At 43.5% G+C, this 23,537-nt stretch carries 24 protein-coding genes; 15 read left to right on the top strand and 9 right to left on the bottom strand.

Annotation, left to right across the window (positions count from 1 at the left end; all coding sequences use genetic code 11):
* Positions 1-12: 12 nt before the first annotated feature.
* On the bottom strand, positions 13-228 hold the full coding sequence (gene rpsU, locus HRU23_18030; GenBank protein NRA56042.1) for a 30S ribosomal protein S21: 216 nt from the start codon (positions 226-228) through the stop codon (positions 13-15).
* A 192-nt stretch (positions 229-420) separates the two neighbouring features.
* Between rpsU and tsaD the strand changes: the two genes are divergently transcribed.
* On the top strand, positions 421-1,449 hold the full coding sequence (tsaD, locus tag HRU23_18025; GenBank protein NRA56041.1) for a tRNA (adenosine(37)-N6)-threonylcarbamoyltransferase complex transferase subunit TsaD: 1,029 nt from the start codon (positions 421-423) through the stop codon (positions 1,447-1,449).
* A 43-nt stretch (positions 1,450-1,492) separates the two neighbouring features.
* Here tsaD and plsY read toward each other — a convergent pair whose 3' ends face one another.
* Positions 1,493-2,095, bottom strand: a complete 603-nt coding sequence (plsY, locus tag HRU23_18020; GenBank protein NRA56040.1) for a glycerol-3-phosphate 1-O-acyltransferase PlsY — start codon at positions 2,093-2,095, stop codon at positions 1,493-1,495.
* Between the two features lie 223 nt (positions 2,096-2,318).
* On the opposite strand from plsY, the gene folB reads away from it, so the two are divergent.
* From folB to HRU23_18005, 3 genes are read left to right on the top strand one after another with little or no spacing between them, the layout of a single operon-like run.
* Positions 2,319-2,675 carry a dihydroneopterin aldolase gene (folB, locus tag HRU23_18015; protein ID NRA56039.1) on the top strand — a complete coding sequence of 119 codons (357 nt, stop codon included), beginning with the start codon at positions 2,319-2,321 and terminating at the stop codon, positions 2,673-2,675.
* Positions 2,675-3,175: a 2-amino-4-hydroxy-6-hydroxymethyldihydropteridine diphosphokinase gene (folK, locus tag HRU23_18010; GenBank protein ID NRA56038.1), complete on the top strand. Its 501-nt coding sequence runs from the start codon at positions 2,675-2,677 to the stop codon at positions 3,173-3,175. Before folB ends, folK begins: the two co-directional genes overlap by 1 nt.
* Complete coding sequence (locus HRU23_18005; GenBank protein ID NRA56037.1) at positions 3,176-3,973, top strand: undecaprenyl-diphosphate phosphatase; 798 nt, start codon at positions 3,176-3,178, stop codon at positions 3,971-3,973.
* Positions 3,974-4,016: 43 nt separating this feature from the next.
* Here HRU23_18005 and HRU23_18000 read toward each other — a convergent pair whose 3' ends face one another.
* Positions 4,017-5,222 carry a multifunctional CCA addition/repair protein gene (locus HRU23_18000; GenBank protein ID NRA56036.1) on the bottom strand — a complete coding sequence of 402 codons (1,206 nt, stop codon included), beginning with the start codon at positions 5,220-5,222 and terminating at the stop codon, positions 4,017-4,019.
* 140 nt (positions 5,223-5,362) lie between these two features.
* On the opposite strand from HRU23_18000, the gene HRU23_17995 reads away from it, so the two are divergent.
* The 5 genes from HRU23_17995 to HRU23_17975 all read left to right on the top strand — a co-directional run bounded on the left by HRU23_17995 (position 5,363) and on the right by HRU23_17975 (position 12,625).
* Positions 5,363-7,606, top strand: coding sequence for an AAA family ATPase (locus HRU23_17995; GenBank protein NRA56035.1), 2,244 nt, complete (start codon positions 5,363-5,365; stop codon positions 7,604-7,606).
* A gap of 168 nt (positions 7,607-7,774) precedes the next feature.
* The gene (locus HRU23_17990) at positions 7,775-8,785 is read left to right on the top strand and encodes a Fe(3+) ABC transporter substrate-binding protein (GenBank protein NRA56034.1); all 1,011 of its coding nucleotides are present in this window, start codon (positions 7,775-7,777) and stop codon (positions 8,783-8,785) included.
* A 47-nt stretch (positions 8,786-8,832) separates the two neighbouring features.
* On the top strand, positions 8,833-10,464 hold the full coding sequence (locus HRU23_17985) for an iron ABC transporter permease (protein ID NRA56033.1): 1,632 nt from the start codon (positions 8,833-8,835) through the stop codon (positions 10,462-10,464).
* A gap of 1 nt (position 10,465) precedes the next feature.
* Positions 10,466-11,500, top strand: a complete 1,035-nt coding sequence (locus HRU23_17980; protein ID NRA56032.1) for an ABC transporter ATP-binding protein — start codon at positions 10,466-10,468, stop codon at positions 11,498-11,500.
* 201 nt (positions 11,501-11,701) lie between these two features.
* Positions 11,702-12,625, top strand: coding sequence for a Dyp-type peroxidase (locus HRU23_17975; GenBank protein NRA56031.1), 924 nt, complete (start codon positions 11,702-11,704; stop codon positions 12,623-12,625).
* 16 nt (positions 12,626-12,641) lie between these two features.
* Here the strand turns inward: HRU23_17975 and argR are convergent, their stop codons facing one another.
* Complete coding sequence (argR, locus tag HRU23_17970; protein ID NRA56030.1) at positions 12,642-13,112, bottom strand: transcriptional regulator ArgR; 471 nt, start codon at positions 13,110-13,112, stop codon at positions 12,642-12,644.
* Positions 13,113-13,464: 352 nt separating this feature from the next.
* Here argR and mdh point away from each other — a divergent pair, with 352 nt between their 5' ends.
* Positions 13,465-14,400, top strand: a complete 936-nt coding sequence (gene mdh, locus HRU23_17965) for a malate dehydrogenase (GenBank protein ID NRA56029.1) — start codon at positions 13,465-13,467, stop codon at positions 14,398-14,400.
* 145 nt (positions 14,401-14,545) lie between these two features.
* Here mdh and ispB read toward each other — a convergent pair whose 3' ends face one another.
* The gene (gene ispB, locus HRU23_17960) at positions 14,546-15,517 is read right to left on the bottom strand and encodes an octaprenyl diphosphate synthase (GenBank protein ID NRA56028.1); all 972 of its coding nucleotides are present in this window, start codon (positions 15,515-15,517) and stop codon (positions 14,546-14,548) included.
* Between the two features lie 292 nt (positions 15,518-15,809).
* On the opposite strand from ispB, the gene rplU reads away from it, so the two are divergent.
* The 5 genes from rplU (at position 15,810) to HRU23_17935 (ending at position 19,394) form a co-directional block, all read left to right on the top strand.
* Entirely contained in the window at positions 15,810-16,121 is a 312-nt protein-coding gene (gene rplU, locus HRU23_17955) for a 50S ribosomal protein L21 (protein NRA56027.1), read from the top strand.
* A gap of 12 nt (positions 16,122-16,133) precedes the next feature.
* The gene (gene rpmA, locus HRU23_17950) at positions 16,134-16,391 is read left to right on the top strand and encodes a 50S ribosomal protein L27 (protein NRA56026.1); all 258 of its coding nucleotides are present in this window, start codon (positions 16,134-16,136) and stop codon (positions 16,389-16,391) included.
* A gap of 306 nt (positions 16,392-16,697) precedes the next feature.
* Positions 16,698-17,870 (top strand): Obg family GTPase CgtA, encoded by a 1,173-nt coding sequence (gene cgtA, locus HRU23_17945; protein NRA56025.1) that lies wholly within the window; start codon positions 16,698-16,700, stop codon positions 17,868-17,870.
* Positions 17,871-17,942: 72 nt separating this feature from the next.
* Positions 17,943-18,425 (top strand): type 3 dihydrofolate reductase, encoded by a 483-nt coding sequence (gene folA, locus HRU23_17940; protein ID NRA56024.1) that lies wholly within the window; start codon positions 17,943-17,945, stop codon positions 18,423-18,425.
* 93 nt (positions 18,426-18,518) lie between these two features.
* Positions 18,519-19,394 carry an acyltransferase gene (locus HRU23_17935; GenBank protein ID NRA56023.1) on the top strand — a complete coding sequence of 292 codons (876 nt, stop codon included), beginning with the start codon at positions 18,519-18,521 and terminating at the stop codon, positions 19,392-19,394.
* 40 nt (positions 19,395-19,434) lie between these two features.
* Here the strand turns inward: HRU23_17935 and HRU23_17930 are convergent, their stop codons facing one another.
* From HRU23_17930 to HRU23_17915, 4 genes are all read right to left on the bottom strand, one after another.
* Complete coding sequence (locus tag HRU23_17930; protein NRA56022.1) at positions 19,435-20,091, bottom strand: response regulator transcription factor; 657 nt, start codon at positions 20,089-20,091, stop codon at positions 19,435-19,437.
* Positions 20,092-20,251: 160 nt separating this feature from the next.
* On the bottom strand, positions 20,252-20,884 hold the full coding sequence (locus HRU23_17925) for a response regulator transcription factor (protein NRA56021.1): 633 nt from the start codon (positions 20,882-20,884) through the stop codon (positions 20,252-20,254).
* The gene (locus HRU23_17920) at positions 20,874-22,295 is read right to left on the bottom strand and encodes a cache domain-containing protein (GenBank protein ID NRA56020.1); all 1,422 of its coding nucleotides are present in this window, start codon (positions 22,293-22,295) and stop codon (positions 20,874-20,876) included. Before HRU23_17920 ends, HRU23_17925 begins: the two co-directional genes overlap by 11 nt.
* 116 nt (positions 22,296-22,411) lie before the next feature.
* Positions 22,412-23,476 (bottom strand): TRAP transporter substrate-binding protein, encoded by a 1,065-nt coding sequence (locus HRU23_17915; GenBank protein NRA56019.1) that lies wholly within the window; start codon positions 23,474-23,476, stop codon positions 22,412-22,414.
* Between the last annotated feature and the right edge of the window lie 61 nt (positions 23,477-23,537).

Below are 23,537 nucleotides of genomic sequence, written 5' to 3'. Positions count from 1 at the left end.
GTCGACTAATTCTTAGTACATGCGAACGCGACGTGCGTTATCACGGCTTAATTTCTTAGCCAGACGCTTTGAAGCAGCAGCTTTAGCACGCTTACGTGCAGTCGTTGGCTTTTCATAGTGCTCACGACGACGTACTTCAGATAAAATTCCTGCTTTCTCACAAGAGCGCTTGAAGCGACGTAGTGCTACGTCAAATGGTTCGTTTTCTCTAACTTTAACTATTGGCATTTGCCTTTCACCTTGAAGGTTGATTTCATATAAGCCAATTGCAATAAATAATGTTGCAGGGCTATCAAATTTTGGTGCGACATTTTAAGCCGAACCAGACCTATTTGTAAAGAAAGATCATAACATGCTGCAAATTATTTCTGCAATATAGTACAATCACTATAACTTATTTAGCGACGAACTTAACTATTAATGCGTATTTTAGGAATAGAAACTTCTTGTGATGAAACTGGTATCGCGATCTATGATGATCAGGATGGCTTATTGGCACATCAGTTATATAGCCAAGTTAAGCTACATGCCGACTATGGTGGTGTCGTGCCAGAGCTGGCCTCGCGCGATCATTCGCGCAAGATTATCCCGCTAATCAAGCAAACCATGCAAGAAGCCAATTGCACCGCGCAAGATATCGACGGCATTGCGTTTACTGCGGGTCCTGGCTTGGTTGGTGCTTTATTGGTCGGCGCATCGGTCGGGCGTTCACTGGCTTATGCTTGGGGCAAACCTGCGGTGGCGGTTCACCACATGGAGGGCCATTTGCTCGCGCCGATGCTGGAAGAAAATAAGCCTGATTTTCCTTTTATTGCCTTGCTTGTTTCTGGCGGTCATACCCAGTTAGTGCGAGTTGATGGCATTGGTCAGTATCAGTTACTTGGCGAGTCAGTTGATGATGCGGCCGGTGAAGCGTTCGATAAAACGGCTAAATTACTTGGCTTGGATTATCCTGGCGGGCCACGGTTATCAAAAATGGCCCAAAGTGGCGACACTGCTCGTTTTACTTTCCCTCGCCCAATGACCAATCGTCCGGGTTTGGATTTTAGTTTTAGTGGCCTTAAAACTTTTGCCGCTAACACGATTGCCGCTAATACGCCTGAAGGATCGGTATGTGACCCACAAACGCAGGCCGATATTGCGCGTGCGTTTGAAGATGCGGTGGTTGATACCTTAGCGATAAAGTGTAAACGAGCGTTAAAAGAAACCGGGCTTAAGCGTTTAGTGGTTGCCGGCGGTGTTAGCGCCAATACTCATCTGCGTACGCAATTAGAGCAGCTAATGAAAGCGCGTGGTGGTGAGGTGTTTTATCCGCGGCACGAGTTTTGTGCCGATAACGGCGCGATGATCGCCTATGCTGGGATGCAGCGTCTTAAAGCGGGGCAAACAGTTGGTTTAGAGATATCAGCCACGCCACGCTGGCCAATGGATACTTTGCCGGCGGTTTAGTCGGTTGATAAAAATCGAGCGATAAAAATAGCAGCCTTGGCTGCTATTTTTTTCGTTTGAATTTCTGCCATATTTTTGATTCCTCGCCGTTAAGCAACCGCACCATATTGGGTTGGTGCCGGATCAGTATTAATAAACACAGCAGGGTTACCGCAATGGTATATTGTGGTTTTATCAGGTAGGTGAGCACTGGCGCGAGCAGTGATACAGCAAGTGCTGCAATCGATGAATAGCCAGTGACTAATACCACTGCTAACCAACTGAGCAAGAGTAATCCGGTTAAATCCAAACCAATCGGCAACATTGCACCAAAGGCCGTTGCTACTCCCTTGCCGCCTTTAAATTCGAAGAAAATAGGGAAAATATGACCCAAACAGGCCGCGACGGCGACCAAGCCCAAATTTAACGGCTCGAGCCCTAAAAAGTAAGAACACCACACGGTAATGGTGCCTTTAAGTACATCACCAATCAGCACTAATATGGCAGGGCGCGCGCCGCCAATACGTAATATGTTGGTCGCACCGGGGTTGCCTGAGCCATTAATGCGCGGGTCGGGCAGTTGATACATTCGCGCAATTATTATTGCACTAGACAGCGATCCAGCCAGATAGGCGAGAATAATCATTAATATCGTCAAGGCAATCATGATTTGCTTATCTCTTGATTGACTGATTGTTTTACCGTGGGTAATTGGCTATTAGGGACATTCTTGCTCATTTAGTGGCTGTTTTCCTTAGGCGATATAAGCTATATTAGCGCGGCGCTGGCGCAGCATAATATTATAAAATTCAAATTATTTGCTCATCATACGCTGGCAAATCGGATAAAGGTATCCGACCATTTATCAAATACAAGAATTGAGAGCCAAAATGGACATAGTTTTTATTAAGCAACTAAAAGTTGAAACCACAATTGGCGCTTACGAATGGGAAAAAACCATTAAGCAAATCTTGCTGCTTGATCTTGAGATGGCGTGGGACAATCGGGCGCCAGCGGCGCAAGATGATTTAACCAAAGCACTTGATTATGCGTCGGTATCACAGCGTATTACGAGTTGGTTAGAGCAGCAACAGATTGAGCTGATTGAAACTGTGGCTGAACAAATTGCCGAGTTGTTATTAAATGAATTTGCAATCAATTGGTTGCGTTTAACGGTGCACAAGCCTGATGCGGTGAGCAATGCCGCTGGCGTTGGCGTGATTATCGAACGAGGCGAAAAGGCATAATGGCAACCTTATTTATCAGTATTGGCAGTAATATCGATAAAGCGCGCTATATTCGTAATGGCATAGCCGACTTGACGGCTCAGTTTGGGCCATTACAGATATCTTCAGTGTATGAAAGTGAGTCGGTTGGTTTTGACGGCAGTAATTTTTATAATTTGGTTTGTGCCGCAACCACCAGTCTTAGTGTCAGTGAAGTGACGGCTTTGCTGCGTAAAATTGAAGTGGCCAATGGGCGTGATCGCAGCGCCAAAAAGTTTAGTTCTCGCACCCTTGATCTCGATTTATTGCTTTATGACGATTTGGTTATTGCAGAGCCAACGGTATTGCCGCGTGATGAAATTGACAAAAATGCCTTTGTGTTATGGCCTTTAGCCGAGTTAGCGCCTAACTTAATCCACCCGCTATTACAGCAAAACTATCAAGATTTATGGGATAGTTTCGATAAAGATAAACAGTCATTGTGGGCTATCCCATTTGATTGGCAAGGAAGTGATTTATAAATGTCGACATTTGAAATTGTTATATTGTCGTTAATTCAGGGGTTTACTGAGTTTTTGCCAATATCGAGCTCTGCTCATTTAATTTTGCCTTCAAAAATATTGGGTTGGAACGATCAGGGCTTAGCCTTTGATGTGGCGGTGCATATTGGCACCTTATTAGCGGTCATGATTTACTTTAGGCGCGAAGTGGTCACCCTGTTACTAGCTTGGTTTGGCTCATTTAAGGGCCAACATAACGGTGAAAGTCGGTTGGCGTGGTGGATTATTATTGGCACTATTCCCGCTGGATTATTTGGTTTATTGGCCAAAGATTTAATTGAAACGTATTTGCGCTCGGCCTGGGTGATTGCGGGCACGACGATTAGTTTTGGCTTGTTATTATGGTGGGCTGATGTCCGCGCTAAGCAGGTGATTAACGAGTATAAACTCACGTTGTCTAATGCGATATTTATTGGCATGGCACAGGCATTAGCGCTAATTCCTGGTACTTCGCGCTCGGGTATTACCATGACCGCTGGTTTGATGCTGGGCCTGACGCGTGAAAGTGCTGCACGGTTTTCGTTCTTGTTGTCAATTCCGGTCATAATCATGAGCGGCGGTTATACCGCGCTAGGATTATTCGACGATGGCGCAGTCGTTAACTGGGCCGAGATGGGTTACGGCTTAGTATTATCTTTTATCAGCGCCTATATTTGCATTACCTTTTTCCTAAGCGTAATCAGTAAAATGGGTATGTTACCTTTTGTAATATACCGTTTACTGCTAGGTGCCGGTCTTGTTACCTTCTTGTTGTGGTAACTGCTGTCTCGTCATCTTGAGCTAGCGATTAGCTTAAACTTAGTTAGCTAATCGCTGCGACCCGTGCTTTAAACAGTGCGGGTTTGATCGCCGCTCCAACAATCCCTTGCTTGATAATCTCCTGAACATTGACCGTGCGTGCCAGCTCAAAGTAGTTGAGCATCGTATGATGTTGCGGATAGGGTGATAATTCAAAGCCCGTTCTGCCGCGCGCATCGGCTTCGCAGGTTAATAAAAACTGCAAATAACGTTCTGGTTTACGCCACACATCAAGACTGTCAAACAATTTAATAACGGTGTCACGGCGTAATTCGTCGCAGCGATGAATTTTACAATGGTGATCACTTACTAACAGCGCTAACTCTTTGTGTTGATTTGGTACTCGCAGTCGCAAACACAGCTGTTTAATCAGGGTTAAACCTGCTTGACCATGGCCATGGTGTGAGGGCCACTTGTCTGGTGGGGTTAACGCTTTGCCCAAATCATGGACCAAGGCAGCAAAACGTACCACCGGATCTTGAGTTAACTTAGCTGCTTGCTCAACCACCATTAGGGTATGAATGCCACTGTCGATTTCAGGGTGCCATTTGGCGGGATTAGGCACGCCAAATAAATTATCAATTTCGGGTAATAATACCGCCAGTGCCTGACATTGACGCAGCACTTCAAAAAAGACCTGTGGTTTTTTAGAGTTTAGCGCCTTGGCCATTTCGGCCCATACCCGTTCAGGGGTTAAGTGTGCCAATTCGCCGTTAAGGGCTAATTGTTGCATCAGCGCCATGGTTTCTGGAGCAATGGTAAAACCAAGATGGGCAAATCGAGCCGCAAATCGGGCCACTCGTAATACGCGTAATGGATCTTCACTAAAAGCTGGCGAGATATGGCGCAGTATCCGATCGTTAATATCTTGCTGACCATGATAAGGGTCGACCAAGCTGCCGTCGGGGCGCTGGGCAATCGCGTTAATGGTCAGGTCGCGCCTAACGAGGTCTTGCTCGAGGGTCACATCGGGCGCGCTATAACATTCGAAGCCCGTATAACCGTGGCCAGACTTACGCTCGGTGCGTGCGAGTGCATATTCTTCTTTGGTGGTCGGGTTGAGAAACACCGGAAAGTCTTTGCCTACTTGCTGATAATTTTGATCAAGCAATTGCTGCGGGGTGGCACCAACGACAACCCAGTCATGATCCACTACATTAATATTTAATAAATTATCGCGTACTGCGCCGCCGACTAAAAAGATTTCCACTAAGGTTGCCCTCAAAACAAAGATAGTTAATTATAGCTAATCCGTCGCCAGGTTTAAACTTTCACTATCATTACGGACTTACCGCCGCAGGCGAAGTCTGCTAGGATCTGGCTATAACATAACCATTGAAGGTATTGCTGATGTATCAGGCGTTTTACGGTCTGAAGGAAATTCCATTTTCTATTGCCCCTAATCCCAAGTACTTATTTTTAAGCGAGCGTCACCAAGAGGCGTTAGGTCATTTGCAATACTGTCTCGACAGTGGCGGTGGTTTTTTACTGCTAACCGGCGAGGTCGGTACGGGAAAAACTACTTTAGCGCGAACGCTGCTTAGTAAAATTGCGAGCAATACCGACATTGCGTCAATCTTAAATCCGAGTTTGACCGAAATTGAATTGTTAGCAACCTTATGTGATGAGTTAGCCATTACTTACTCGCCAAGCCCGAGCTTAAAAGAGCTGGTTGATGCGATTAGTGGCTTTTTAATCGACAATCATAACAATGGTCGCAAAACCTTGTTGGTTATTGATGAGGCGCAGCATTTACGGGCCGAGGTGTTAGAGCAGTTGCGATTGCTCACTAACCTCGAAACCGATCATGATAAATTGCTGCAGGTAATGTTGATTGGCCAGCCGGAACTGCAACAGCAACTGAAACAGCAGCACCTACGCCAGTTAGCGCAGCGCATCACCGCACGTTATCATTTAATGCCGCTTGAGGCGTCAGAAGTTAGTGCTTACATCGCTCATCGCTTAAAGATAGCGGGGCGTGAGCATGTGTTATTTAGCAAAAAATCTTGCAACCGTATTTTTGAACTAAGCGAAGGAATTCCACGGGTTATTAACTTAATTTGCGACAAAGCTTTATTGTTGGCCTACGGCGAGCAGTTAACCGAGGTTGATATCAGCAGTGTTAACCGGGCGGCTTCACAAGTATTGTTTGTTGACTATCAAATGCCAGCAACGTCGAATGCTCAGTGGTTAAAGCCGATGTTATCCAGCACAGTTGTTATTGTTGGCGTGCTTGGCATTGCCTGGGGCGGGCTCAATTTTTACCGTGTTATGTCAGCGCAAAATGAGCACGGTGTGGTTATGACCACACCGGTGGCTGAGTCGGCAGAATTACCACTAACAGCACCATTAACAGCATCATCAGTCGTACCTTCAACAGCGCCTTTAGTGATACCAACAGCGAGAGATAATCTGCTAATAGCACCTGTGGCGAATGTAGTGATTCAGCCTACTGCCATTGATATTAACCAGCATATTAATCCTTATTTGGCTAAATCACGGTTAAGCCAGTCGGCTTTTTCTGGGTTAATGGGGTTGTGGGGCACGGCGCAAGGTGCCGGCGTTGATCACTGTAACTCGGCCAAACAATATGGTTTGCGCTGTGTTGAGGGCACGGGTTGGGATCAGTTACTCGGTTATAATCATCCGGCAATGTTCTCTTTTCGGGTCGCTGGGCAAACATATTTCGCAGTAGCCGTTGCAGTTGATAGTGATAACAAGGTGCTAATCCAGTTATTTGATCAACAGTTAGTGGTTAATAAATCTTGGTTGTTACAGCACTGGACGGGTGCCTTTACCGTGTTGTGGCAACCACCGACCGGCTTTAATCGTTATTTGAAATTAGGTCAGCAAGGAGGGGCGGTGACCGAGCTTGCATCGATGTTAAATCAGTTTTATCAACTGCCCAATTCAGCAAGTTATTCATTTGACCAGGTATTAGCGCAATTAGTTAGGCGTTTTCAGGCCGAACATCAGTTAACGGTTGATGGCATTGCTGGGGAGCAAACCTTGCTTAAGTTGCAAATTGCTACCGCGCGCCAAGGGCAAACCTTGCTCAATGATATTAAGCTGGCCCAGTTCGATGCAGGGCCCAATTCAACGTTAATCGCTAAGAGAGTTGCGTTACCGCCAGTGTATATAGAACCTGCACGTTATCAGGCCAAGCTCGCTAAAAAAACAGCCGTTGCTGCGCCCATCAACAAACGAGTTAGCGAACCACCGAAATCGACTGCTGCCAATTTTGATCAATTGGTAACACAAGATGGCATTTCAGCCGATTTAGCTCAGCGATTTAGTCAGGCGTTAGCCGCAATGGAAGCCGAGCAACTCAGTGAACCGCTACCCGCTAAGCTCCATCCGCAAGCCTTAGTTTATTTTCCTCAGTGGTATCAAGATTTGGTACCGCCTTTGCAGTTTAGTTCGCACATTTATTCGAGCGATCGCGCCGAGCGTTGGGTCAAAGTAAACCGCCAAGTGGTTAAAGAAGGTGAGTTAATTAATGCTGATTTGCGTTTGGTGAAAGTAACACCTGAGCGGGTGGTTATCGAAATGCAGCAGCGGCAGTTTACGTTGCCTGCCTTAACCGATTGGTAATTTAACCTTAATGACCGGCTCAGTTGGTGCTAATTAACTGGAATGTCGCTGTGCAGGTCATTGTTATGATGGTAATTATTTTAAGCCAAAGCGCGATTAAAAACTTGCCAATCTGCGCGGGAACACTATAATGCCGTTAATGATAATAGTTACCATTTAGAGACTCATATGAAATCAGTTGTCGCTTTATCGGCTCTAGCAATATCGCTAGCGTCATCTTTTGCAGCCATTGCTGCCCAAGAAGTTAATATTTATTCGTACCGTCAGCCATATTTGGTTAAGCCAGTGGTTGAAGAGTTTACTCAAAAAACCGGGATTAAGGTAAATGTTGTTTTTGCTAAAAAAGGCCTGGTTGAACGTTTAAAGCGTGAAGGCAAGCATACTAAAGCCGATTTGTTGCTAACAACAGATATTAGCCGCTTAATGGAATTGACCGATAAAGGTCTGACTCAGCCGGTCAATAGCTTGGTTATCAAAAGAAATGTTCCTGCGCACTTACGTGACGAAGACAACGAGTGGTTTGCATTAACGACTCGTGTTCGTAACTTGTATCTATCAAAAGAGCGGATGGCCGGGGTAACACTGCGTTATGAAGACTTAAGCGACCCTAAGTACCACGGTAAAATTTGTACTCGCAGTGGTAAGCATCCTTATTCAGTGGCATTAATTTCTTCAATGATTGCTCATCATGGTTATGACGACGCTAAAGTATGGCTTGAAGGTTTTAAAGATAACCTAGCGCGCCGTCCTCAAGGTAATGATCGCGCTCAAATCAAGGCTATCGCCGAAGGTCAGTGTGATATTGCATTGGGTAATAGCTACTATTTTGGCAAAATTTTGATGAATGACTTGCAAAAAGTATGGGCCGAGTCAGTTAAAATTACGTTCCCTAACCAGCAAGATCGTGGCGCTCACGTTAACGTCAGTGGCATGGCATTAACCAAATATGCTAAAAACAAAAAATCGGCGATTAAGTTAATGGAATACCTGACAGGTAATTCTGCGCAAAACTTTTATTCTGAAATTAACCTAGAATACCCAGTGAAAAAAGGCGTGAGAGTCTCTAAACTTGTGGCTTCTTGGGGCGAATTTAAAGCCGATAATTTAGCAATGTCAGCCATTGCGGGTAATCGTCAGCTGGCGTTAAAAATGCTAGATGAAGTAAAATTCGATTTGTAGAAATTCGGCGCTAATATTAGCGCCAGTTAGTGAATTTAGAAGTGTAAATGTTTATAAATCTAAATATTAAATGGCCAGCTTTTAGCTGGCTTTTGTCATTGTTATTGTTCTCACCATTGCTGGCTATTATCTGGCAATCTTTTGGTGACGATCAGAATATATTCTCTCATCTGTGGCAAACCGTGCTGCCTGATTATCTGTTAAATACTTTACTGGTCGTGATTGGTGTTGCTGTGTCCTCAATGGTGATCGGCGTGCCACTAGCCTGGCTAATTGCGATGTGTCAGTTTCCTATGCGCGGATTTTTTGTCTGGGCACTGTTATTGCCATTAGCGATGCCGTCGTACGTTGTTGCTTATATCTATACTGATTTATTTGAATATGCCGGCCCAGTACAGCGTTGGCTGCGTGAGTTTTTCAGTTGGCAGTCACCGCAAGATTATTGGTTTTTTGAAATACGCTCAGTCAGTGGCGCGATAGCGATGTTGACGTTGGTGCTGTTTCCCTATGTCTATTTGTTAGCACGTACCGCCTTTTTAGAGCAGTCGACCTCATTGTTGCATTCGTCGCGGATGCTGGGCTGCTCAGCATGGCAAAGCTTTGTCCGCATTTCATTACCGCTGGCTCGCCCGGCTATCTCTGTGGCTATCGCGTTAGTAGCGATGGAAAGTCTGGCCGATTTTGCAGTGGTTAATTACTTTTCGGTGCCAACGTTAACGACTGCGGTCTACGATACTTGGCTCGGTTATGGCAGTTTGGCGGCAGCCGCGCGATTGTCAGCGATGATGATCGCAGTATTATTTGTGTTAATTAGCATTGAACGCCTTGGTCGTAATAAGCAACAGCTTTATCAAAAAACCACCGGCCAAGAAACCAAAGAGCGATTTGAGCTGCGCGGCTTTAAAGCCTTTATTACTGTACTGTTCTGCAGTGTGATCTTTGGCTTGGCCTTTTTACTGCCGTTTGTAACCTTGATTGATTTGGCGATTGATTATTTTGATCAGTCGTGGAATGAGCAGTTTATCCAGTACAGTATTAATAGCTTGATGCTGGCGTCTACTGTCAGTGTTTGCTGCATCGTCATTGGTTTGTTATTAAGTTTTTACAAGCGTTTGTCTAACCAGCGTTATGCCTATGTCCCATCAAAAATATCTAGCACCGGTTATGCCTTGCCCGGTACTGTGTTGGCCATTGGGGTGTTGATCCCGCTGTCGTTTTTAGATCACCAGCTTAATGATTTGTTTGAATGGTTTGGGCACCAAGGGCCCGGATTAATTTTGTCGGGCAGTTTGTTTGCGATAATCGTTGGTTATGTGGTGCGCTTTGTCGCCATTGCAATTGGCTCCATTGAATCGAGTTTTAATAAAATCACGCCTTCGCTAGATATGGTCAGCACCACTTTGGGCTTATCACCGCTGCAAATGTTGATTCGGGTTCATTTACCTTTGGTTAGAAAAGGGTGCTTCGCCGCGGCGTTGCTGGTGTTTATTGAATCGATGAAAGAACTGCCGGCCGCCTTGTTATTAAGGCCGTTTAATTTTGAAACCCTCGCGACCTATGTTTATCAGTATGTTTCTGATGAGCAGCTTGAGCTAGGCGCATTAGCGGCCATTGTGATTGTGATGGTTGGTTTGATCCCATTAATATTTTTAAATCGTTCGTTGGAGCAACAGCATTAGTATGACGACCTTAGCTATTGAGAACTTAGCGTGCAGCTATAACGGAAAGGCGGTCATTGATGACTTATCATTGACGCTAGAGCACAATGAAATTGTTGCTTTGCTCGGGCCTAGTGGTTGTGGCAAAACAACCCTATTACGGACCATTGCCGGCTTGCAAAATATTAGCCATGGCCAAATTAGCATTAGCGATAAGGTGGTGAGCACGCCGGGTAAGATTTTGGCCAGCGAACAGCGCAATGTCGGGATGATTTTTCAAGATTATGCGTTATTTCCGCATTTGACCGTGGCCCAAAATATTGCTTTTGGCATTAGCAAGCAAAGCAAAATCGAGCAGGCGAGTCGGGTTGAGTCGATGCTTGAATTGGTTAAGTTGCAGCCTTTTAGTGCGCGTTTTCCGCACGAACTTTCGGGCGGTCAGCAGCAGCGAGTCGCCATTGCGCGTGCGCTGGCTTATCAACCCGATATTATGTTGCTTGATGAGCCGTTTTCTAATATCGATAGTCAGTCGCGTTTTAGCATTATGCTTGAAATTCGCCAAATTCTTAAAGAGCATGGGGTGCCCGCGGTCTTTGTGACACACAGCAAAGACGAAGCTTTTGCTTTTGCTGATAGGTTGGCTATTTTCAATCAAGGAAAAATTGAACAAATAGGTAATGCGCAAGATTTATATTTACGACCACGCAGTCCGTATGTCGCAAATTTCATGGGTAAGACCAATTATCTGGCGATTACTGATCGCGGTGAGCAGGGCATTACAACCCGGTTGGGGCTGATTAAGCCTGCGAACGGTACGCCGGTTAATCAGAGTCATTCACAGGTGATGTTACGGCCTGAGAAAATTTGCTTAACCCTTGACGCTGATAGCCCATTTTTTATTAAACACTGCTTTTTTGGCGGCAGCCATTGGGTGTATCAAGTGTCTGATAGTCGCGATCCTGAGTTCATGCTTGAAGCGCACGCGCCTGAGCAATGGGCTGTCGATACCTGCGTTGACATTGGTGTATTAACCCATGAGCTAGTGACCTTTAACTAACTTAAGTCGCGGATAGGCCTCAATAGCGCTGTTGTAACGTCTCTGGCATTATGTCCGCGGCGGTTAAAGATTAGCATCGGTCGGTTTTCAACGAGTTAGCAAACGCTGCTCCAGAACTTGGCTTAATTAAAATGTTATCGATTTGTTTTCATATGACTTTTTTAATGTAAACTCAAGCCAATATCTAATGTTGGAGGTTGTATGGCTCGGGAACAAATGGGGGTGTGTGCAGAAGGAAATTTGCATGGGCTCTACCTACTATTTGATTGTCATGAAGGCAACGAAGCCGCTATTCGTTCGCAGTTGGCTGAAATGTCGACGTACTTAGATGAATCCTCTGAACTGTATTGTGATGTCGCTTTTTCTGGCTTTATCGCGATAGGCGCTAATTATTGGTCAGCGCTGTATGGCGAATCAGCTCCGGCATTATTACGGCCTTTTCCATCGCTGAGCAGTGACGATCGTGCAGCGCCTGCTAACCCTTACGATCTCTTTATTCATATTCGTTGCGATCGGGCCGATATAAATCATTTGATTGGTCGTGAAATTTGTTTAATGTTGGAAGATCTTGCGGCCTTGGTCGAACAAATTAATGGCTTTCGTTATTTTGATAATCGCGATTTGACTGGTTTTGTTGATGGCACTGAAAATCCTAAAGGATTGCGCCGCCATGACGTAGCGTTAGTTGGCCGCGAAGATAATCAATTTAGGGGCGGCAGTTATATTCATATTCAACGTTATCGCCATGATCTAAAACGTTGGAATGGCTTAAGGGTTAAGCAGCAAGAAGATATCATCGGTCGAACCAAAGAAGACAATCAAGAATATACTTCATTTAATCAGCCGCAAACGTCTCATATTCGCCGAGCTGCGATTAAAGATGCTAAGGGTAATGCGCTGGAAATATTACGGCAGTCGATGCCTTATGGTGATATGCAAGAGCAAGGGCTGTTTTTCATTTCGTGCTGCGCGACCCCGCTGCATTTTGAATTGATGCTGCGCAGTATGATGGTGAGTGACCATAAAGGGCATTACGATCATTTACTCGATTATACGCAGGCGATGACTGGCGCCGCTTTTTTTGCGCCCTCGACGACATTTTTAATGTCACAAGGGCGTATTTAGTATTTGCGGCGTTGGCTTACAAGCTAACGTTAAATAATTCTTTAATAGTATTTAGCGCTTTGTCGATGTCGGTCACTTTTGCAGGTGCAATGAAAATGGTATCATCACCGGCAATGGTTCCTAAAATCCCTTCGGTTTTACCTATTGAGTCAAGCAGACGAGCAATCAGTTGGGCGGCTCCGGGACTCGTTCTAATCACGATAAGGCTGTCGTTATGATCGAGATCGATCACCAGGTTTTTTAGCGGGCTACTGGTATTGGGTACGCCAAGTTCGGCGGGTAAGCAATATACCATTTCATGTTTGGCGTTGCGGGTGCGAACTGCACCAAATTTGCTGAGCATTCGAGATACTTTTGATTGATTAATATTCTCAAATCCAACCGCTTGCAATGCCACCACAATATCGCCTTGCGAGCCAAAATTTTCTTCTTTTAATAAGGCTTTAAACGCTTTTGTTAATTGTTCTTGTTTGTCGTTACTTTTGATAGGCATGGTTTTGTTATCTTTTTATAATTACCAATGATAATTATGCACCTTTTTGCATAAAACGCTACAAAAATTAACTTTATATTCCGTTTTTTGAATAAAAATCACATGTTTTTTAATTGCTTCGCTATATTTGTTAATTTATTGTGTTTATTCACCGCAGTGATACTTAGTTTTAACGAAAATTAAGGTATACTCAGGGCGAAATTTTGAGGCTGTCACGAAAGTAGTGCTTTAGTGGTGCCTTATCATCATCTGCTTTGGTCGGATGGTGATAAGACATTAATGCCATTAAGCTCTTTACTTGCTTTAGATGACTCATATTCTATTTTAATCTCTGAGGGAGAACGTTATGAAAGTTGCAGTATTAGGCGCTGCTGGCGGTATTGGCCAAGCACTAGGTTTATTATTAAAAACACAATTACCTGCGGGTTCTGAGTTATCTTTGTATGATATTGCGCCGGTAACTCCAGGTGTTGCTGCAGATCTTAGTCACATCCCAACTGACGTAAAAGTAACTGGCTTTGCTGGTGATAACTCAGCCGCTGCACTTGAAGGCGCTGACGTTGTTTTAATTTCTGCTGGTGTTGCTCGTAAGCCAGGCATGGATCGTTCTGATCTTTTCAACATCAACGCTGGGATCGTTAAGAATCTAGTTGCTGTTTGTGCCGACACTTGTCCAAAAGCATTAATTGCTATTATCACTAACCCAGTTAATACTACGGTTGCTATCGCAGCTGAAGTACTAAAAGAGAAGGGTGTTTATGATCCTGCTCGTTTATTTGGTGTTACTACTTTAGACATTATCCGTTCAAATACTTTCGTTGCTCAAGCTAAGGGTCTAAACCCTGCTGATGTTAACGTTCCTGTTATCGGCGGTCACTCAGGCGTAACTATTTTACCATTGCTTTCTCAGTCTGGTTGTGAATTTACGGCTGAAGAAACAGCGGCACTAACGACTCGTATCCAGAATGCTGGTACTGAAGTTGTTGAAGCTAAAGCTGGCGGCGGCTCTGCTACGTTGTCGATGGGACAAGCTGCTGCACGTTTTGGTCTATCTTTAGTACGTGCACTTAACGGCGAAGAAAACGTTGTTGAATGTACTTATGTTGAAGGCCCTGGCGATAAAGCACGTTTCTTCGCTCAGCCAGTTCTTTTAGGTAAGAACGGCGTTGAAAAAGTACTAGGTTACGGTGAGCTAACTGCTTTCGAAGCTGACGCACTTAACGGCGCACTTGATACGCTTAAAGGCGATATCACACTAGGTGAAGACTTCATCAAAGCTTAATCGCTTAGTGCTTAGTCGTGATGAAAAAAGCCAGTCCTAGAGACTGGCTTTTTTATGCCTAGAACATTGCTATCTTGTAGCAGTGATCTATAAACAAAAAAAGGCCGAGGGTTTAAATCCTCGGCCTTTTTTTGCGATGTGCTGATTAGGCTTTACGGTTGGCTGCAATATGCGCTAACGCGATTAATGCATCCTTGTACGGGCTGTCGTCGAGCGGTGCCAGGGCCTTTATTGCTTTGTCAGCTTCGTGTTGAGCTTGAGCCAGGGTGTAGTCTAATGCACCAGTATCGGTTAGCGCCTGCAAGATGGGTTCAAGCATCGTTAGGCCGTTGCCATCAACAATAGCGCTTCTAATCATGCTGACTTGCTCTGGCGTACCATGGGTAATTGCATGGATTAAAGGTAGGGTTGGTTTACCTTCGGCCAGATCATCACCAATGTTCTTGCCTAGCTGTTCTGCGTCGGCAGTATAATCGAGATGGTCATCAACTAACTGGAATGCGGTACCTAAATGCATACCGTAAAGCTTCATCGCTTCAATGATTGCTGGCTGTTGGTTGGTAATTACTGCTGCCAAATGAGTTGAGGCTTCAAATAGTTTGGCTGTTTTGCAGTAAATAACCCGCATGTAACTTTCTTCTGTGGTATCAGGATCGTTGACATTTATCAGCTGTAAAACCTCACCTTCGGCAATAATGTTAGTTGCATCGGCCAGTACTTCCATTATGGTGAGGTTCTTTAAATTGGTCATCATTTGGAATGAACGAGAATATAAAAAGTCACCAACCAAAACGCTAGCCTGATTGCCAAATAGTGCATTGGCTGTTTCTCGGCCCCGACGCATGGTTGATTCATCGACAACATCATCATGGAGCAAGGTTGATGTATGGATAAATTCAATAATCGCGGCAATAGCGAGATGTTCTTGACCTTGATAATTTAAAGCGCGAGCAGCTAAAACAGTTAATAGTGGACGCATTCGCTTGCCACCACTGTTGATAATATAAAAACCTAACTGATTTATTAGCGCCACGTCAGAGGATAACTGCTCTTGGATCAGTTGATTGACTAACGCCATATCTGACTTTGATAAATCGCTAATCTCGTTAAAATCCATAGTGTTTCCAGTAGTTCGATGGGGGTATTTTTAGGGAGAGCTAAGCTCTCTAAAAAATTTGTCAGATTGTACCCTAAAAATTGAGATTTAACATTATTTAAAGTAAGACCATATTGTTAGTGCGTGTGACTGTAGAGAAATTGAGCATTTATTTCTAGATATATGTTTTTTTCGTTAATTAGGACTTGCGTAAGCGAGGGCGATTGCGTAGAATTTGCGCCCTATTAAGAAACTAGATTAGGCATAACTTGCGCACATTATAAACGCAACTTATGTCATAGCGGAGATAAACATGTACGCTGTTTTCCAAAGTGGCGGTAAACAACACCGTGTGACCGAAGGTCAGACGTTGCGCCTGGAAAAAATAGACCTAGAAGCCGGTGCTAGCATCGATTTCGATAAGGTTCTAATGATCGCCAATGGCGAAGAAATTAACATTGGTGCCCCATACATTGCGGGTGGCAAGGTTGTTGCTGAAGTAATTACACACGGTCGTGGCGAGAAAGTAAAAATCGTTAAATTCCGTCGTCGTAAGCACTCTCGTAAATCACAAGGTCATCGTCAGTGGTTCACTGAAGTGAAGATCACTGCTATTAACGCTTAAGGGGAAACTGAAATGGCACATAAGAAAGCTGCTGGTAGTACTCGCAACGGTCGCGATTCAGAAAGTAAACGCCTAGGTGTTAAGCGCTACGGCGGTGAATCGGTTCTTGCTGGTAACATCCTAGTTCGTCAACGTGGTACTAAATTCCACGCTGGTACTAACGTAGGTATGGGTAAAGACCACACCCTTTTTGCTAAAGTTGAAGGTAAAGTTCAATTTGAACAGAAAGGTTCTTTAAATCGTAAATACATCAGCATCATCGCTGAGTAAACGATTTAAAACAGGATTCTAAAACCCCGCTTCTGCGGGGTTTTTTTTTAGCTTTTTGGCGGATACTTCACAGTATGGTCGCGGTTGAACCTTTATTATGGCCACTGGCTGGCTGTTACGTTTCTTATCGCATCTACCGCCAAAAATAACGTTATATACCCGTTGATATTAATAGGTTAAACCTGTGATATTTACTGGCTAATGGATAACGTTAAAACTATGCACTGGACGTGCAAAATGACTGTTTCTTTCTATCAGTTAGGAACAGAGTATACTTAATGCACATGTTCAGTGCGGAGAAAACAAATGAAATTTGTTGATGAAGCGATCATTCGCGTCGAAGCGGGTGATGGTGGGGCCGGAACGGTAAGTTTCCGTCGTGAAAAATGTGTACCTGATGGCGGGCCTGATGGCGGCGATGGCGGCGATGGCGGCGATATTTATATGATCGCAGATCCAAGTCTAAATACGCTAATTGATTTTCGCTATGAGCGATTCCCTCGCGCAGAGCGTGGCACCAATGGTCAAAGCCGTGACTGTACCGGTAAACGTGGTGAAGACTTAACGTTAAAAGTACCGGTCGGCACTCGGGTCACCGATGAAGGCACTGGCGAATTTGTTGGTGATTTGACTTATATCGGTCAAAAGATCATGGTCGCTAAAGGTGGTTTCCATGGTTTGGGCAATGCCCGTTTTAAAACCAGTACTAACCGTGCACCACGTCAAAAGACCTTGGGCACTGAAGGCGAAGTTCGTAGCCTTAAGCTTGAACTGATGTTGTTGGCTGATGTTGGTTTACTTGGTTATCCGAATGCAGGTAAGTCAACGTTAATTCGTGCGGTATCAGCAGCAAAACCTAAAGTGGCTGATTACCCATTTACGACCTTGGTACCAAATCTGGGTGTGGTTGGTTTAGATTCTGAACGCAGTTTTGTTATTGCTGATATCCCTGGGATCATTGAAGGTGCGGCCGAAGGCGCTGGTTTAGGGACGCGTTTCTTAAAGCACCTTGAGCGTTGTCGTATTATCATGCACGTTATTGATTTAATGCCGTATGAAGAGGGTGATCTTGGTCAAAGCGCGTTGACATTGATTGCTGAACTTGAGAAGCATAACCCCGAGTTAGCTAAAAAGCCACGCTGGTTAGTGTTTAATAAGATCGACATTGTGCCAGAAGAGGAGCTGCAGGATCGCATTGATTCTGTGTTAGACGCCTTGTGTTGGGATGGTGATTATCATTGTATTTCAGGCATCTCAAAGGAAGGTACAAAAACACTTTCTTATAAGCTGATGGATTACATTGAAGCAAATCCACTGGAAGAAATTAAGGTTGATGTTGGCGCTGAAGTTGACTTTAAGTGGGACGATTACCACAAAGAGCAAATTGGCGGCAAGAACGTTATTACTGAAGGTGATGACGATGATTGGGATGACTGGAACGAAGACGATTACGATGTTGAAGTTGAATATCGTCCTTAATCACAGATAGTAATAAAACGGTTGGCCTTGGTCAGCCGTTTTTTTTTGCTAAAAAATAATGGAACTTTTTTAATGAAAATATCAATGATCGCGGCGATGGCCCAAAATCGGGTAATTGGCAAAGACAATAAAATGCCATGGCATCTGCCTGAAGAATTACAGTATTTTAAACGTGTTACTCTCGGTAAGCCGATTTTAATGGGTCGTAATACCTATGAGTCAATTGGCCGACCATTACCAGGGCGCCAAAACATTGTTATAAGTACTAACCCAGATTTGGTAATAGCTGGAGTCGATGTCGTCAATAACATCGAGCAAGCGCTTAGCGTCGCGGGTGACTGTGAAGAACTGATGGTGATCGGCGGTGCTCGTCTGTATCAGCAAATGATCGATTTAGCCGATACGCTTTATATTACCGATATTAAGCTTGATGTCGCTGGTGATGCTTTTTTTCCCGACTATAAAGCCGAGCTGTGGATTAAAAATAATGTCGAACAACATCGTTCAAAAACAGGCATTGAGTTTGTAACTTATTCATTAGCAAAAATAAAATGAGAATGAACTTACTTTAGCTCTGGCTAATTACTCGTCAAATGATTTAATATTGTTAAATGTTAGCCCCCATTTATGATATTAAAGGACTAAGTAATGAAGTCAGTGGTCGCTTGTATTTCGTTTTTGTTGTACGCAATAAATACCCTTGTTTGGACCGTGCCTATTGTGATTTTGGCACTGGTTAAGTTAATTCCAATTGGCTTGCTGCAAAAAGCCACCAGTTATTTGCTTGACGGTTGCGCCAGTTGTTGGGTCAACGTTAACACCATTAACCAAAACCTGTTCAGCCCGTTGCAGATTGAAATTGTTGATAGGCCAGAACTATCAAATGAGCAATGGTATATCGTGATTTCGAATCATCAATCATGGGTTGATATTCTTGTGTTGCAGCGGCTGTTTTCGGGAAAAATCCCATTCTTAAAGTTCTTTCTTAAGCAGCAATTGATCTTTGTTCCGGTAATTGGTTTGGCGTGGTGGGCGCTCGATTTTCCGTTTATGAAGCGCTACAGCCGTGAGTTCTTAGTTAAGCATCCCCAATTCAAGGGTAAAGATATTACCGCAACTCGGAAAGCCTGCCAAAAGTTTAAGCATAAACCGGTCAGCGTAATGAACTTTGTCGAAGGTACCCGCTATAGCCCGATTAAACACCAGCACCAAAAATCGAAATTTGACAATTTGCTGCTGCCTCGGGCCGGTGGTTTATCCTTTGCCATTAATGCGATGGCTGATTCAATTGATACCTTACTCGATGTCACCATTGTCTATCCACAGGGCATCCCATCGTTCTGGATGTTATTGCGAGGCGACGTTAAACGAGTCAAAGTTAGTATTTCAGAGGTATCGATAACCCAAGAACATATTGGAGACTATCAAGATAATCCTGAATTTAAAGAAAAATTTCAGCAATGGTTAAATGAATTATGGCAACGAAAAGAGCAAAGAATTAAGCAGTTAACAGTGGATGATTAGCAAGCCCTGAGCCAAATTAACAGCTCAGAACAGCCTAGGGTTATACCAGTAGTTGATAGGCTAAAGTATGCTGCTTGGCCCAGTTAAGTAATTCAACTCGATTACGGGAGCTGGTTTTTCTAAAAATGGAATAAAGGTGTGTTTTCACAGTATGTGGGCTGATGTTGAGTGAATCTGCAACTTCTTGATTCTTGGCCCCTTGGCAAACGAGTTTTATAATTGTTTTTTCACGTTTGGTTAACTGTTCGGTTAATGGGGTTGATGCAATTGCCGGAACATCTTCAGACATATTTTCAAACAAAGTCGCGAGAGTTTGGCTAAGCACTTTACGCGAGAACCACCACTCACCATTAAACAGGCAGCGCAGACCTTTTAAGAACTGATCAGTTTCAATATCAGCGTAAAATACTGCTTTTATTCCCATTTGAACACAGATGTATTCATTAACTGAATTTTTTTCTACTTGGATTAAGGCCAGTTGGTGTTTGCGGCTAATTTCAGCACAGCATACAGGTACGCCGTGTGTAGTGACCTCTTGCTTACGGGTGTCAATTAAAACAATGCCTTCAGGCTCTAGATTGATTTTATCTAAGCTAATAGTCTTTATCTTCATATCGAGTGACTGCAAAATAATAGTAAGCTTTGTTAAGACAGTATCAGAAGAGTTAGATATTATATAAATAGGAGTTTTATTCATTATTACCTAATGTTCTTAGTTAAATTATTGGTGGGTAGAATTAAGTGAAATTCTGCAAATATCAAGACTGCTACATTAAGAAAAAGTTTAACCACTTACCTTAACTTAGCACTGTATTTATAATAGTTAAAGATAAAAAATCAGGTATGTTTTATGCTATTTATTTCTGTTGAACAAAGCCTTGCTCAATAGCGTAGCAGATCAGGCGAGCTGAATTGTCTATTTTTAATTTTTTCTTGAGGTTCAAACGATGAACCTCAACTGTTCTGACACTGATATGTAATTGGGTGGCAATTTCTTTATTGCTCAGCCCTTGTGCGATGCAGACTAAGACTTGGCGTTCGCGGTTTGATATTTTTGTCGTGTCGGGCTCAGGGGCAATATCGTCGAGCAAATTAAAGGACAATTCCTGACTTACATAACGTTGGCCGTTATTAATCGTTTTTATCGCATTAATTAGCTCACTGGTTGAGCTGGTTTTTAACAGATAACCTTTGGCACCCGCTTTTAGTGCATTAAGAATATAGTTATTATTTTCATGCATGCTTAAAATTAATACTTTAACTAGCGGGTATTGCTCGGTGATTAGGCGAGTTGCATCAATACCGTGTAAGTTCGGCATTCTAATATCCATCACTAAAATATCAGGCTTGCAGCTGGCTAATTGATCGAGAGCTTGCTGACCATCATTCGCTGTGGCAATGACCTCAAGTTCTGGGTCCAATTGTAATATTGCTACTAAGCCTTCTTGAACTAGGGCGTGATCGTCGGCCAGCATTATTTTAATTGTCATGACGATTACTCTCTATCGGTGGTTGTTGGAAAATAAAATTATCAAAATCGAGTCTAATTTTTATGATGGTGCCTTTATTGGGTGAGCTAAATAATGAGAACTGGCCACCAATAAACTCTATCCGTTCCTGCATATTACGCAGGCCGGTGCCGGAGTCATCCAGGTGCTTCAATTTTATGGTTTTTTCAACATTAAAGCCATCACCGTCATCTTTGATTGTCATAATAATACTACGTTCTGAGGTGCTAAACCGGATGATAACATGAGTAGCATTAGCATATTTATCGATGTTGGTTAGTGCCTCTTGAGCTATTCGATAAAAGGTTGTTTCTATTCGGCTGTCGTGGCGATCGATATTTTCGGCGTATTGCAGATCTGTGGTGAAGGTCGTGCGTTCTTGATAGTCGGCGACCAAAATTTGTAAAGCGGCTCCCAACCCTAAATCATCAAGGCTAGCCGGTCGAAGTCCTTTGGATATCCGCTTTATTTCGATGATCGCTTCATGGATAGTTGCTACGCCTTTTTTTAGGTGCTCTGGGGCGCCGTCACTGTTCTGAGCCAAATGCATTTCGGCGGCTTGTACTTGAAAGCGACCCGACACGAGCAGCTGAATAATACCGTCATGGAGTTCGCGTGCTACCCGCGAGCGCTCATCTTCTTGAAATTGAATGACACTATGGATCAGCTGCTGCAGTTTTGTATCAGCATTACGTTTATCTGATAAATTAATTGCAAAACCGATCCAAGCGACAAGTACTAACGACGATATGGTAACGGTTAAAATTAAGGTCGAAGTTGATTCGGTACTTTGGCGTAATTCGGCTAAAAAGGCTTCGCTGACCTCTTGGGTATCATCAAGATACACCCCTGCACCAATCATCCATGGCCATGGTTCGAGTTGGGTTGCGTATGATATTTTTTCTTCATCGATTTTTGTACTGGGTTTAGGCCAGTTATAACGATAAAATCCGCCTCCCTCTTTGGCCGTTTTTATTAATTCTTGTACCAGAAATTTACCATGGCTATCAGTTTGCCCCCATAAATTTTTTCCAACAATATCAGGCCAAGCTGGCAGCACTAAATTTAGCCCATCGTACTGATATATGAAGAAATAGCCGTCTTTACCAAAGCGCAGTTTGTTGACCAGTTCAATAGTTCTTCGTTGCTGCTCTTGTTCCGAAAACTCGGGTTTCATTGCGTAATGCTCAACCGCAATCGAGGTTAAATTTAAGTAGTTAACTAATTCTTGTTTTTTTGACTCGATATAGAATCGATTAAAACTATCAAGTCCCTGATCAACTAGCTGTTTGGTGTGTTTATTAACGATGCTGGTGAGAAAATAACTCATAATGACCAACGGGATCACCGATAGCATCACAATACTTAATTGAACTGATATTTTTCGTTTCACGTTGTTATTACTAGGTTGCGTTTGGCATGTTTGAATACTACTAGTCATGACTAAAACTGCAACCCCATTGCTATATTTATGAGCAATATGGTTGCAGTTGAGCGAACTTATCGGTATTAGTCGGCGCTATTGAGGTAGGCTTGATCTGAAATTTTGGTCCATGCTCGCACTTGTTTTTGATAAGTACGTTGCGATTGAATAATTTCTTTGGTCAGAGCATCTTTTTCAGCAAATTGATCGAGCAATTGTTGGTTTTTCTTTCTTAATGCCAACATGACCTCGCGCGGAAACGTTTTTATTTTAATTGCGGGGTAGTTTTTGTTTATTTTTGCTAGATTTTTCCCCGATTCGTGAATCGATCTTGCGTACATATCAAAAGCGCTAGCTTTCATGGCGGTAGTAAGGATCTGCTGTAAATCTTTTGGTAACGAATGATAAGCGCGGCTGTTGACCATAAACTGTAACTCGGTCGCTGGTTCATGCCAACCGGTATAATAGAACGGCGCTATTTTGTGAAAACCCATCCTTAAATCAAGCGAAGGACCGACCCACTCAACGGCATCAATGGTATTGCGTTTTAATGCAGTGTATAACTCACCTGCTGGAATGTTGACTGGTTTAGCCCCTAGTTCAGCTAAAATCTCACCGGCAAAGCCGGGAATACGAATACGCAATCCCTGCAAATCATCAATCGAATTAATTTCTCGTTTAAACCATCCACCCATTTGATTGCCGGTATTACCACCGGGAAATGACAGCATATTATGACGTGAGAAAACTTTTTTCATTAATGCCATGCCGCCGCCATAATAAAACCAGGCGTAGCTCTCGGATGCCACCATACCAAAAGGCATGGTGGTAAAAAACATCGTATTGGTATCGATATTTTTCCAATAATAGGCCGCGGAATGACCCATTTGATATTGGCCTGTTTTAACCATGTCAAAAATTCCGAACGGGGCTTTATGTTTGTTTTTTGAATGGATCTGAATGATTAGGCGCCCGTTAGACATTTCTTTGACTAACTTAACCATTTGTTTCGAGGTATCGCCGAAGATCGGGAAATTGGTTGGCCAGCTTTCAGCTAAACGCCAGCGAAAAACCTTTTTAGCTGCCAATACTGGTTGAGTAACAAATATCGTCGCGCAAAAGGTAAGTAACACCAGCGTAAACCTATTCATTTTTCATTCAAGACCTAGTCGTAAAAGTAAGTTAAATGTATAAGAATTGTTCAATAAAGGC

It is taken from the genome of Gammaproteobacteria bacterium, assembly GCA_013214945.1.
Lineage (GTDB): Bacteria > Pseudomonadota > Gammaproteobacteria > Enterobacterales > Psychrobiaceae > Psychrobium.
This window is presented reverse-complemented; position numbering and strand designations above follow the sequence as displayed.